Below are 11819 nucleotides of genomic sequence, written 5' to 3'. Positions count from 1 at the left end.
CATGAGCCGCAGCAGATCGTCGCCGATCTCATCCTCGCGCGCGGCGTCGAGTGCATCGGCGATATCCGGTGCGAATTGCGCCTGCAGCGCTTCGAGATCCGCACCGATCGCTTCGTGCGCGCGCGCATGCGCGGCGGCGCGCCGCAAGCGATCGAGGGCGCGGTGTTTGGCGGCGGTCATGAGCCACGCTCCGGGGTTGGCCGGGATGCCGCTCGCGGGCCAGCTTTCGAGCGCGGCGACCAGCGCATCCTGGGCGGCATCCTCAGCGAGGCCCACGTCGCGCAGGAGACGCGCGGCGTGCGCGATCACCCGCGCACGCTCGATACGCCAGACCGCCTCAATCGAGCGATGGATCGCGGCGACGGCTACGCTGTCGTGGGCCCGGTGGGCCGGGCCCTGCGCCATCAGTGCGCGCCCTTTTCCACCGCTTCCGGCGACATGTACATCAGTTCCCAGATATGCCCATCCGGGTCTTCAAAACTGCGGCCATACATCGATTCGCCGCAGTCCATCGGCGGGCGCTTCGAAGTGCCGCCTGCCGCCAGCGCCTTGTCCACCAGCGTGTTCACCTCGTCGCGCGACTCGCACGAGAGGCAGGTGAGCACTTCGGTCTGCTCGCGCGCGTCGACCAGCGTTTTGTCGGTGAAAGTGCGCATGAAGTCGGTGGTGAGCAGCATCGCAAAGATGTTCTCGCCGATCACCATGCAGGCGGCTTGATCGTTGGTGAATTTCGGCTCGAAACGAAACCCGATCGCGCCGAAAAAGTCCATCGAGCGCTTCAGGTCGCGCACGCCCAGATTCACGAAAATATGCTTATGCATGATCGATTCCTTTTGAATAAAGATGGGAGATTGACTTGAACCTGCTTACTTGAACTGTTACTTGAACTTGCTCTGAGCTTCGAGCTTGCGAAAGCGTTCGATGCTTTCCAGATGCTCGAAGTCGTCGAGTTCATAAAGCTGGCGTACTTCGATTTCGCCGTCCATCTGCTTGCCGAATGGCGCGGGAAAGCGCCGTGCCCACTCCAGCGCTTCGTCGCGCGAGCGCACCTGGATCAACGTATAACCGGCGATGAGTTCCTTGGTCTCCGCGTACGGTCCATCGACGATACTCGGCTTGCCGTCGTTGTAACGCACGCGAAAGCCGTTCGAACTGGGCTGCAAACCCGCGGCGTCGAGCAGCACGCCCGCGCGCGCGAGTTCCTCGTGATAGTTGGCCATTTCGGCGAAGATCGTTTCGTCCGCAGGCTGCTCGCCGGCTTCGCTTAACGCGTTGGCGCGCACCATGATCATGAATCGCATTGCGTTCTCCTGTTTGCGTGGACTTCGACGGTATTAAAGCGGCATCGTTCGATGCGCTCATTGATACGACGCACGACACACGCTCAATTCGACACGCCTCGAAGATTTTTTTCGCAGCGCCAGGGAAAGCACCAGGTCATCAGGCTTAACGGAAGCAAGGCCCCGTTTCGCGCACCTCCACGCTCGCCCACTGCGCAGCCGGGCAGGCGCGCGCAATCGCCAGCGCCTCCTCGCGCGTCGCGCAATCGACGAGGAAAAAGCCGCCTATCATTTCCTTAGCCTCGGAAAAGGGTCCGTCCAGCACGGTCGCGCGCCCTTCCCGCACCTCCACGCGCGCGGCGTCGCGATCGGAAAGCAGCGACTGCACCTCGAGCAGTACGCCGCGCGCGGCGAGATCGTCGGCGAATTGCACCATGCGCGCGTAGAGCGCCTCACCTTCGGCTTGCGTGCGTGACTCGCGCTGACCGCGCGGTTCGCTGATGAGCAGCAGATAGGCCATGTAGTGGATGCTCCATAAAAAGCGCCATCAAAATGCGCCACTGTATTGAATGCGAAAGCGTCAGCAAGGATAGCGCGCACGGCGCTGCGCAAGATGCAGCCCAGGCCATCGCCGGGATTTCCCCAGGCTGACACGCGACGCTTTCCGGCATTAAATAAATCAACTTGATTTATTTAGTCGCCGACGCGGTCGAGAGTCCCGCAAGAAAGACAGGCGACGCCACCGGAGGAGACGCGTGAGAAGTCCGCATGTGGGTCAGGGCAGCAACTCGGCCAATGTCCGCCGCTTCAACGAGCGCCTGCTGCTGCAGGCGCTGCGGCGCGCTGGCGAGGCGTCGAAGGCCGATCTCGCCCGCCTTGCGAATCTCACCAGCACGGCGGTGGGCAGCATCATCACGTCGCTGATGCAAAGCGGCCTGATCGAGCTGAGCGGACGGCGTCTTGACGGCGGACGCGGTCAGCCCGCCTCGTTGCTGCGGCTCTCGCCGCGCGGCGCGTTCGCGATTGGCGTGCGCCTCGACCGGACCAACATCGAAACCGTGCTCGTCAACTTCGCAGGCCAGATGATCGAGCGCCGCTCGCACGACATGCTGTTGCCACAGCCCGCGCAAGCGCAGGAGATCGTTCAGCAGGACATCCGCGAATTGTCAGGACTGCTGGATAAGGACGAGCGCAAGCGTCTGGCTGGCATCGGCGTGGCGCAGCCGTACAACCTGGGTAGCTGGCTGCGCGAACTGGGTCTGCCGACCGACAACTTCCGCGTCTGGAGCGAAGTCGATTTCGCGGGCGAACTGGGTCGCGCGCTGGCGCTGCCCGTGTTCAGCGAGAACGACGGCAACGCCGCCGCCATCGCCGAGATCTTCTACGGTTGCGGGCGTCAGCGCGACGATTTCCTGTACCTCTTTCTGGGGCCGGCGATTGGCGGCGGCATCGCCGTCGGAGGCGACTGCGTGCGCGGCCTGACGGGCAACGCGGGCGATTTCGCCGTCATGCCGGTGCCTCCCAGCACCCTGCCCTCGGCGTATCAGCCCGACGGCAAGTGGGACATCCTGCTCTCGCGCGCCTCGCTGATCGCGCTGCGACGCCATCTGCAATATCGCGGCGCGCGTGTCGAAAGCCGCGCCGATATCGAAGGGCATATCGCCAGCGGCCATCCGGCCGTCGAAGAATGGCTCGACGACTGCATCGACGCGCTCGCACCCGCGCTGCGCTCGGCGCTGTGCGTGCTCGACGTGCCCGCCGTGGTTCTGGACGCCGACGTCGACGCGGGCCTGATCGACACGCTCATGGAGCGTCTGCGCGGGGCCGTCGCGGGCACGGCTCCCGAGGCGCGCGGCACGCCCGAACTGGTGCGCGGTACCTTCGGCCCCGATGCGGGGGCGCTTGGCGCAGCCACGCTACCCATGTTCTTCAACTTCTCTCCGCGCGCGGGCATCCTGATGGGCGCCGCCGCAACGATGCAGACACCATCGCAGAACCCAACGTCATTGCAGGCGCAAGCCCAGGAGGTGAGCCATGTCGCGCTCTGAGTCGACGCCCCCGCTGCTGGAAATGCGGGGCATCAGCAAGACCTTTCCCGGCGTGCGCGCGCTGGACAACGTGCGGCTGCAAGTCTGGCCCGGCGAAATCCATTCGCTGATGGGCGAGAACGGCGCAGGCAAGTCCACGCTCATGAAAATTCTCTCGGGCGCCTATCAGGCCGATCCCGGCGGCGAGATTCTGCTCGACGGCAAGGCCGTTGTGATCGACGGGCCGCTGGCCGCACGCGAACTGGGCGTGGCCGTGATCTATCAGGAACTGAGCCTCGCGCCCAACCTGAGCGTGGCCGAAAACATCTATGCGGGCCGCGAACTACGCAAGGGCGGCCGCCGCTTTGGCGTGGTCGATCGCGCGTCGATGGAGCGCGGCTGCGAGGATGTGCTCACGCGTCTGGGTGCGACCTTCGGGCCGACCACGCTAGTGGGATCGCTCTCGATCGCCGAACGCCAACTGGTGGAAATCGCGCGCGCCGTGCACACGGAGGCGCGCATCATCGTGATGGACGAGCCGACCACGCCGCTCTCTTCGCGCGAAACCGAACGTCTCTTCAAGCTGATTTTGCAACTGCGCGAAGAAGGTCTCGCGATCATCTACATCAGCCATCGCATGGCTGAAATCTACGAGCTTTCCGACCGGGTTTCGGTGCTGCGTGACGGCAGTTATGTGGGCACGCTGATGCGCGAGGAGCTTAGCGCGGAAAGCCTCGTCGGCATGATGGTGGGCCGCGATATTTCGGGGTTCTACAAAAAGGCGCACGCGCCCTACGATCCGGGCAAGGTGGTGCTCACCGTGCGCGATGTCGCCGACGACAAGCGCGTGCGCGGTTGCAGCCTCGACCTGCATGCGGGCGAAGTGCTCGGCATCGCGGGGCTGGTGGGCGCGGGCCGCACGGAACTCGCGCGCCTGATTTTTGGCGCGGAGCCGCGCGCACGCGGCGATATCGCAATCGACGGGCGCACGCTCCATGTGCACACGCCGCGCGACGCCATTGATGCTGGCCTCGTCTATCTCACCGAGGATCGCAAGCACCAAGGGCTCTTTCTCGACATGAGCGTGCGCGACAACATCAACGTCGCGGTGGCGGGACGCGATGCGCGCTTTGGCGTGCTCGATCTCGCGAGAGGATCAACGCGAGCGAAAGAGTCGATCCGTGCGCTGTCGATCCGCGTGCCCAGCCCGCGTGTGAACGTGGGGGCGCTCTCGGGCGGCAATCAGCAGAAGGTGCTGCTCTCGCGCCTGCTGGAAACGAAGCCGCGCGTGCTGATCCTCGACGAGCCGACCCGGGGCGTCGATATCGGCGCGAAGTCGGAGATCTACCGCATCATCAACGACCTCGCCAAAACCGGCGTGGGCATCATCGTGATTTCGAGCGAATTGCCCGAGATCATCGGCGTGGCCGATCGCGTGCTCGTCATGCGCGAAGGCGAATTCGCCGGCGAACTGGGCGGCTATACCGGCAAGCCCATCAGCCAGGAAGCCATCATCGAACTCGCCACCGGCTCGCAGGGCGCGCTGGACGAGGCCGCCTGACGCGCTGGGAAGCATACAAAGACGCACACAAGACGCATCCGTCGAAGAGATATTGAGGAGCACGAGATCATGAAAAGCATTCTTCCCCGCCACGGCGTAGCGGCCAACCCCGCCGATGCCGCACAAGGCACGCAGCAAGCGCAGCAGAAGCGTCAGGCCATCGACGGTCATCGCGCACGCATGAAGTCCATCATGCGCACGGCAGGCATGCTGCCCGTGCTGGTGCTCCTGTGCATTGGCTTCGGATTCCTGAATGACGGCTTCTTCACCTTCGAGAATCTGTCGATCGTGACGCAGCAGGCCTCGATCAATATCGTGCTGGCCGCCGGCATGACCTTCGTGATTCTCACGGGTGGCATCGACCTTTCGGTGGGCTCGATTCTCGCTGCGGCCGCCGTTGCAGCGATGCTCGGCTCCACCATCGCGGGCATGGGCTGGCTGGGCATTCCGGCCGCGCTGGGCGTGGGTCTGGGCTTTGGCGTGATTAACGGCGCGCTGATTTCACTGCTGCGTCTGCCGCCCTTCATCGTCACCCTGGGTTCGCTCACGGCGGTGCGCGGCATCGCGCGCCTGATGGGCCACGACACCACGATCTTCAATCCGCAGCTTTCGTTCGCATTTATCGGCAATGGCTCGGTGCTCGGCGTGCCGTGGCTCGTGATCATCGCGCTCGTCGTGGTGGCCGCTTCGTGGTTCGTGCTGCGCCGTACCGTGCTGGGCCTGCATATCTACTCGGTGGGCGGCAATCCGGAAGCGGCGCGTCTTTCGGGCATCAAGGTCTGGGCCATCGAAATGTTCGTCTACGCCGTATCGGGCCTGCTCGCAGGGCTGGGCGCCGTGATGTCGGCCGCGCGCCTCTATGCGGCCAATGGCCTGCAATTGGGCCAGTCGTACGAACTCGACGCCATCGCAGCCGTGATTCTGGGCGGCACGAGCTTCGTGGGCGGCGTGGGCTCGATCGTCGGCACGCTGATCGGCGCCCTGATTATCGCGGTGCTCACCAATGGCCTCGTGCTGCTGGGCGTATCGGACATCTGGCAATACATCATCAAGGGTCTGGTGATCGTCGGCGCGGTGGCGCTGGACCGTTATCGCCAGCGCGGCTCGGCTCGCACCTGATCGACTTCATCACGCTATTAAAAACGCGGGCGCAAGCGGTCCTCCTGCGCCCGCCCTGCACGACACACTAACAGGACCTCTCTGGAGACATGTTCATGTTCAAGAAAAAGACTCTGCTCGCCGCTGCTGCCCTGACGATGGGATTCGCGCTCCAAGGCGCGCACGCCGCCGACAAGCAACTGAAGTCGATCGGCATCACCGTCGGTTCGCTTGGCAATCCTTACTTCGTGACCATCGTGCAGGGCGCCGAAGCCAAGGCTAAACAGATCAACCCGAATGCCCGGGTCACGGCCGTGTCGGCCGACTACGACCTGAACAAGCAGTTCACGCAGATCGACAATTTCATCTCGGCGCACGTCGACATGATCCTGCTTAACGCGTCCGATCCGAAAGCGATCGAACCGGCCGTGCGCAAGGCACGCGCAGCGGGCATCGTGGTGGTGGCCGTGGACGTGAGCGCCGCGGGCGCGGACGCCACCGTGCAAACCGACAACGTGAAGGCCGGCGAAATCTCGTGTGAGTTCCTCGCGAAAAAGATCAACGGCAAGGGTAATGTGATTATCGAGAACGGCCCGCAAGTGTCGGCGGTGATCGATCGCGTGAACGGCTGCAAGCAGGTGCTCGCGAAGTCGCCTGGCATCAAGGTGCTGTCCGACGATCAGGACGGCAAAGGCTCGCGCGAAGGCGGCATGAACGCGATGCAGGGTTATCTCACGCGCTTCCCGCAAGTGGCCGGCGTGTTCACCATCAACGATCCGCAGGCCGTGGGCAGCGATCTGGCCGCGAAGCAACTGCATCGCAGCAATATCGTGATTACGTCGGTGGACGGCGCGCCGGATATCGAGTCGGCGCTCAAGACGGATACGCTGGTGCAGGCATCGGCGAGCCAGGATCCGTGGAAGATGGCGCAAACGGCCGTGACCGTGGGCTACGACATCATGAACGGCAAGAAGCCGGCGAATCCGCTGATCCAGATGACGCCGCAGCTTGTCACGCGCGACAATGTGGGCAGCTATAAGGGCTGGTCGTCGCAGCATTGATGGCGACGCGGTGCTGGAGTTAGACAGGAAGGGCGGCTTTTTCAAGCCGCCCTTTTTTGTTACACCAACACCGCATCCTTCGTCGTCACCCGACGCGGAATGATCTTGAGATCGTAGAACGTGTCGGCGATCTTCTGCTGTTCTGCGATCACACCCGCGTCGATCGGCCGGTATTCGTGCGCGTAGTGCGAAAGACCGATCTGGATCGTCGCTGCGTCGAGCCCCTGAATCGGCGCGAGTTTCGCTGCCGCTGCCGCCGGGTTCGCGCGCACCCACTGCCCCGTCTTGCCGAGTTCATCGAGCGCCACGTTAATCGCGTCCTTGCGCTTGATCGCAAACTCACGCTGGCTCAGGAAGAACTGATGATGATTGGCCACGCCGCTCGCATCGGCCAGCAAACGTGCGCCGTCCTGCGATTCCACCGCGGCGAGGAACGGGTCCCACACCGCCCACGCATCGATAGAGCCGCTTTGGAGCGCGGCACGCGCGTCGGCGGGCGCGAGGTAGACGGGCTGGATATCGCTCAGCGCTATGCCGTGCTTTTGCAGCAGTGCGACGAGGAACCAGTGCACATCGGAACCGCGATTCAGGCCGATTTTCTTGCCCTTGAGGTCCGCCACTGTTTTGATCGGCGACTGCTTGGCGACCACCACGCCTTCCGCGTGCGGCGTCGGCAATTCGTACGCTGTGTAGACGAAATCCGCGCCTGCGGCCTGCGCGAACACGGGCGGCGCTTCGCCCACGTAACCGAAGTCGATCGCACCCACGTTCAGCCCTTCCAGCAGTTGTGGGCCAGCCGGAAATTCGGTCCACGAAACCTTGATGCCTTGCGGTGCGAGGCGCTTTTCGAGCGTGCCGCTAGCCTTGAGCAGCACGAGCGTGCTCGCGGCTTTTTGATAGCCGATGCGGAACTGGTCGGGTTGATATTTGGCCCACGCGGGCAGCGCGGCGCCAGCCAGCGTCGCGCCAAGGGTGGCGCCAAGCGCAGCGAGTACGGTACGGCGGCGTTGGAAGCGGATATCGTTATTCATGACGTAGCGTGACGAAGCGGATGAAGGTGCAAAAAATGCTACCTGTCACGCTGCACGAGCAGAAGTAACGAATCACGCTAAGCAAATGACGCTGCGGGGATAGCGGTTTCGACGCTAAGACGTCAAACGCATTCGATACGATTGCGTCCGCCCTTTTTCGCGCGATAAAGCGCGACATCGCTGCGCGAGAGCGTGATTTCGGCGCTGCCGTCATCGGCGCGAATCTGCGTCACGCCAATGCTCACCGTCAACACGACGGTGCCGGCTTCAACGCACAGCGGCGCTTCAGCGATGCAGTCCTGGATGCGGCGCGCGACCGCGCAGGCGCCTTCGACATCCGCGCCGTCCAGCAGGATCGCAAACTCTTCGCCGCCGATACGCCCCGCCACGTCGCCCACCCGCCGATGGTTGCGCAGGATCGTCGCAAAATGACGCAGGGCCTCGTCGCCAACCGCATGGCCAAAGCGGTCGTTGATCGATTTGAAATGGTCGAGATCGCACATCATCAGCGCGCATTCAGGACCGCCGGTTCGCCGCAGCAGCGCCAGTTGCGCGTCGAGCCGCGCCATGAAATGCCGCCGGTTCGCGAGGCGCGTGAGGCCGTCGGTCATGGCGAATTCCTGCAACTCGGCCTCGATGCGTTTGCGCTCCGTGACGTCGGTGATGAAGCCGTGCCAGACCGTCGCGCCGTCGCTGCGGCGCTGCGGCCGCGCGTCGCCCTGGCGCCAGCGCAGCCCCTGCTGCGGCAACCGCACGCGATACTCCAGATGCCAGGGCGCGAGCGTGGCCGCCGATTCCGCGAACGAGGCGCGATAGGCGTCGATATCGTCGGGATGGATCAGCGCGTCGATGCCGGCGGCGTCGCGCGCGACCTGCTCGGGCGTGAGTTCGTAAATCTCGCCGATGCCCGCGCTCGCGTAGGGAAACGAGGTGTGCCCATCCGGTTCGCGGCGGCACTGGAACACGAGGCCCGGCACTTCGTTGGTGAGATTGGTGACGAGATTGACCGATTCGCGCAGACGCTCGGCCATCTCGCGCATCGAGGTCACATCGGTCGAGGTGCCCACCATGCGCAGCGCGCGGCCGTCGCCATCGCGCGCGGTGACCTTGCCGCGGCTGCAGATCCACTTGTAGCTGCCGTCCTTGCAGCGGATGCGGTGCTCGACTTCGTACTGGTCGGTGCGGCCTTCGAAGTGGGCCTTCATGGTGGACTGCACGTAGGCAAGATCTTCGGGGTGCAGGCGCTGGTAGCTGTCCTCGATGCGGGTGCCGACTTCGTTGTCGGCGTAACCGAGCATCGCTTTCCAGCCCGTCGAATAGCGGATCTCGCCCGTCACCACATTGCGGTCCCAGATGCCGGTGCCGCTACCCGCGATCGCCAGCGCAAGCAGGCGTTCGCGCTCGCGCAGTGAGTCGAGTTCGGCGCGCAGGTTCGATTCGGCACTTGAGCTAGCGCGCGGATCGTCCAGCGGCGCGACGAGCGCGGCGATCACTCGCGCAAAATCGTCGAGGCTTGCGCGCTGCGCCGCCGACAGTTCGCGCGGCGCGGGATCGAGCAGGCACAGGCTGCCCAGCGCGTCGCCGCTGGCGCGCGTCAGCGGCCACGCCGCCACGAAGCGAAACGGCAGCGCACTCGCGCGCGACAAACACGCCTGCCATGCGGGGTCGGAGCCGAGATCGTTGACGATCAGCGGCTCGGCAATGCTTTCATCGACATTACGCGGGTCGCGCGCATTCGTGCGCTTGAGTTCCAGCAGGGCTTCCCGCAATGGCGCATCGATGCCCGCGCCGAGCCACTCGGGACCGTCCAGCGCGTCGCCCGGCAGCACGCAGGCGGCCGCCACATCGAAGTGCTGGGCCGCCAGCCGCATCAGCGCATCCAGCAGCGGGTCGGCGCTGCCGTCGTTGTGCGCGCCACGACCGTGCGCAGCCGTTATGGCAGGCGGCGCAAGCGCGGCTTCGGCAGGCGACGGAGTGGCAGGCATGACGCTCGTTCTGGCTGAGGAATCGAGCGGCTAGTATATAGCGCGTTAAATTAACCGCAATGCATGAGCCAGCAACAAATAAACCGGCCGAAAAATCGCTTGCATCAAGCGGCTATTCAAGGCTGGCGGAGTCAGCCGTGCTAACGATCCACCGGCCCGCGCAGGCGAAACACCCACCAGCCCAGCAGGATCGTAAAACCGGCCACCAGCGCCACCATCAGCCAGAAGCCGTGATGGTTTTCGGCCAGCGGAATGCCGCCCACGTTCATGCCGAAAAAACCCGCGACGATATTGATCGGCAAGGCCAGCACCGTCACCAGCGTGAGCGTGAAGAGCGTACGGTTGTTCTGTTCTTCCAGACGCGCGCCGATCTCTTCCTGCAGCAGCTTGATGCGTTCGACAAGGCCCGCCATATCGCCGAGCACGAGCGTGAATTCTTCGGTCGTCTCGCGCAGATCCTGCATGTCGGCGAGCTGCAGCCAGCGCGGCGGCCGCGCGAGCAAGCGGAACACGGCGCCAGGTTCAGGCGCAAGCATGCGTTGCAGACGCACCAGAATACGGCGCATCGCGGCGAGATCATGGCGACTGCCGAAGCGGCGCGAAGCGAGGAACTGATCTTCGGCGCGATCGACATCCACGCTCGTGCGCCGCACGATTTCCACCATCAGGTCGGCCTGATCGCGCAGCAGATGAATCAGCAGATCGGCGGGCGAGCGGAAGGTTTCGCCGTTACGCACGTCGCCGCGCAGGCGGTCGATGGAGCGTAGCGGCTTCATGCGCGCCGTCACCAGCAGACGTTCGTGCGTATAGGACCAGAGCGTGGCGATCTGCGAGGGCGTGAGTTCGAAATCGAACATCACGTCATTGACGACGGCATAGAGCGCGCCGTCCACCTGTTCGATGCGCGTGGAGTGCGAGCCTTCCACCAGCATTTCGAAGAAGCTTTCGGGCAGGTCCAGATGCGCGCGCATCCACGAGGCGCTCGCGGCATGCGCGAGATTGAAGTGAAGCCAGTAGAACGCGCCGTCCTGGGTTTTATCGTGCTGGCCGCTCTTGAGCGCGGCGAGCACATCTTCGCCCTTGATGGGCTGGCCCGGCTCGCCTGGCATGAAGCGGAATCCGCAAATCAAGCCCGACAAATCGGCACCGTAGGTTGCAATGGACGAGGCGAGATCCATGGTCGTGTGGCCGTTTAATCGGCGCAAGCATGCCATATCCCCGCTTTTACAGGCAAGCGCGCGTTTTCATGCAATCGACACGCCATTGTCATGCGATGCGTATACCCGCCGCGCGCAAGCCCGCCCCGCTCGCCGCGCAATTAGATCCAGACGTCGTTCGCCTGGGTGCGCTCGCCTTGTGCGCCGTCGCCGGTATTGACCACGCCGCGCGGCTCGATCAGCAGCAGTTTGACTTCGGCGGCCGCGCTGGGCTTATGTTTGACGCCCCTTGGCACCACCGCCATCTGGCCCGCGCGCACGATGAGGGTTTCATCGCCGTTCGGCCCGCCACGCATGCCGATGTGCAATTCGCCTTCGAGCACGATAAAGGTTTCGTCGGTATCGGCGTGGCAATGCCAGAGAAAATCGCCCAGCAGCTTCACGACCTTGAACTGGTAGTCGTTCATTTCGGCGACGACGCGCGGCTGCCAGTGCCCGTCGATCTGCGCGATCTTGCCGGCGAAATCGATCGTCTGGGCTTGACCGCGTGTGGCAGCCTGCGTGGTAGGCGTGGTAGGCGTGAATAAGGACATGGAGATCTCCGTTCGATAAGTCGATG

12 protein-coding genes are annotated in these 11819 nt (G+C 64.0%); 4 read left to right on the top strand and 8 right to left on the bottom strand.

The window, feature by feature from the left end; all coding sequences use genetic code 11:
- From VG320_RS02390 to VG320_RS02375, 4 genes are all read right to left on the bottom strand, one after another.
- The coding region (locus VG320_RS02390; RefSeq protein ID WP_327198568.1) for a sigma factor at positions 1 to 405 on the bottom strand (405 nt) is incomplete at its 3' end.
- Positions 405 to 821, bottom strand: coding sequence for a VOC family protein (locus VG320_RS02385; RefSeq protein WP_327198567.1), 417 nt, complete (start codon positions 819 to 821; stop codon positions 405 to 407). The genes VG320_RS02385 and VG320_RS02390, both read right to left, overlap by 1 nt.
- Before the next feature lie 57 nt (positions 822 to 878).
- Positions 879 to 1301 (bottom strand): YciI family protein, encoded by a 423-nt coding sequence (locus VG320_RS02380; RefSeq protein WP_327198566.1) that lies wholly within the window; start codon positions 1299 to 1301, stop codon positions 879 to 881.
- A 145-nt stretch (positions 1302 to 1446) separates the two neighbouring features.
- Complete coding sequence (locus tag VG320_RS02375) at positions 1447 to 1800, bottom strand: YciI family protein (protein WP_327198565.1); 354 nt, start codon at positions 1798 to 1800, stop codon at positions 1447 to 1449.
- 235 nt (positions 1801 to 2035) lie between these two features.
- Here VG320_RS02375 and VG320_RS02370 point away from each other — a divergent pair, with 235 nt between their 5' ends.
- From VG320_RS02370 to VG320_RS02355, 4 genes are all read left to right on the top strand, one after another.
- Positions 2036 to 3328 (top strand): ROK family transcriptional regulator, encoded by a 1293-nt coding sequence (locus VG320_RS02370; protein ID WP_327198564.1) that lies wholly within the window; start codon positions 2036 to 2038, stop codon positions 3326 to 3328.
- Positions 3315 to 4868 carry a sugar ABC transporter ATP-binding protein gene (locus VG320_RS02365; RefSeq protein ID WP_327198563.1) on the top strand — a complete coding sequence of 518 codons (1554 nt, stop codon included), beginning with the start codon at positions 3315 to 3317 and terminating at the stop codon, positions 4866 to 4868. Before VG320_RS02370 ends, VG320_RS02365 begins: the two co-directional genes overlap by 14 nt.
- A gap of 69 nt (positions 4869 to 4937) precedes the next feature.
- The gene (locus VG320_RS02360) at positions 4938 to 5987 is read left to right on the top strand and encodes an ABC transporter permease subunit (RefSeq protein ID WP_327198562.1); all 1050 of its coding nucleotides are present in this window, start codon (positions 4938 to 4940) and stop codon (positions 5985 to 5987) included.
- A gap of 95 nt (positions 5988 to 6082) precedes the next feature.
- A complete protein-coding gene (locus tag VG320_RS02355) occupies positions 6083 to 7027 on the top strand; it encodes an ABC transporter substrate-binding protein (protein WP_414695944.1) in 945 nt (314 codons plus the stop codon).
- Between the two features lie 59 nt (positions 7028 to 7086).
- On the opposite strand, the gene VG320_RS02350 is transcribed toward VG320_RS02355, so the two are convergent.
- From VG320_RS02350 to VG320_RS02335, 4 genes are all read right to left on the bottom strand, one after another.
- Positions 7087 to 8058 carry a sulfonate ABC transporter substrate-binding protein gene (locus VG320_RS02350; RefSeq protein ID WP_327198561.1) on the bottom strand — a complete coding sequence of 324 codons (972 nt, stop codon included), beginning with the start codon at positions 8056 to 8058 and terminating at the stop codon, positions 7087 to 7089.
- A 122-nt stretch (positions 8059 to 8180) separates the two neighbouring features.
- Positions 8181 to 10043 carry a diguanylate cyclase gene (locus VG320_RS02345; protein WP_327198560.1) on the bottom strand — a complete coding sequence of 621 codons (1863 nt, stop codon included), beginning with the start codon at positions 10041 to 10043 and terminating at the stop codon, positions 8181 to 8183.
- A gap of 140 nt (positions 10044 to 10183) precedes the next feature.
- Positions 10184 to 11221 carry a transporter gene (locus VG320_RS02340; protein WP_327198559.1) on the bottom strand — a complete coding sequence of 346 codons (1038 nt, stop codon included), beginning with the start codon at positions 11219 to 11221 and terminating at the stop codon, positions 10184 to 10186.
- A 140-nt stretch (positions 11222 to 11361) separates the two neighbouring features.
- Positions 11362 to 11793, bottom strand: coding sequence for a cupin domain-containing protein (locus VG320_RS02335; protein WP_327198558.1), 432 nt, complete (start codon positions 11791 to 11793; stop codon positions 11362 to 11364).
- Positions 11794 to 11819 lie beyond the last annotated feature (26 nt).

This window comes from Paraburkholderia sp., assembly GCF_035948235.1.
Classification (GTDB): Bacteria; Pseudomonadota; Gammaproteobacteria; order Burkholderiales; family Burkholderiaceae; genus Paraburkholderia.
Note: the sequence above shows the minus strand (reverse complement) of the source record. Positions and strands in the feature narration are given on the sequence as shown.

What these genes read in the sequence shown, in the direction of transcription:
- VG320_RS02385 (WP_327198567.1), bottom strand. Translation starts at nt 821, where the DNA reads ATGCATAAGCATATTTTCGTGAATCTGGGCGTGCGCGACCTGAAGCGC.
- VG320_RS02380 (WP_327198566.1), bottom strand. Translation starts at nt 1,301, where the DNA reads ATGCGATTCATGATCATGGTGCGCGCCAACGCGTTAAGCGAAGCCGGC.
- VG320_RS02375 (WP_327198565.1), bottom strand. Translation starts at nt 1,800, where the DNA reads ATGGCCTATCTGCTGCTCATCAGCGAACCGCGCGGTCAGCGCGAGTCA.
- VG320_RS02365 (WP_327198563.1), top strand. Translation starts at nt 3,315, where the DNA reads ATGTCGCGCTCTGAGTCGACGCCCCCGCTGCTGGAAATGCGGGGCATC.
- VG320_RS02360 (WP_327198562.1), top strand. Translation starts at nt 4,938, where the DNA reads ATGAAAAGCATTCTTCCCCGCCACGGCGTAGCGGCCAACCCCGCCGAT.
- VG320_RS02355 (WP_414695944.1), top strand. Translation starts at nt 6,083, where the DNA reads ATGTTCAAGAAAAAGACTCTGCTCGCCGCTGCTGCCCTGACGATGGGA.
- VG320_RS02350 (WP_327198561.1), bottom strand. Translation starts at nt 8,058, where the DNA reads ATGAATAACGATATCCGCTTCCAACGCCGCCGTACCGTACTCGCTGCG.
- VG320_RS02345 (WP_327198560.1), bottom strand. Translation starts at nt 10,043, where the DNA reads ATGCCTGCCACTCCGTCGCCTGCCGAAGCCGCGCTTGCGCCGCCTGCC.
- VG320_RS02340 (WP_327198559.1), bottom strand. Translation starts at nt 11,221, where the DNA reads ATGGATCTCGCCTCGTCCATTGCAACCTACGGTGCCGATTTGTCGGGC.
- VG320_RS02335 (WP_327198558.1), bottom strand. Translation starts at nt 11,793, where the DNA reads ATGTCCTTATTCACGCCTACCACGCCTACCACGCAGGCTGCCACACGC.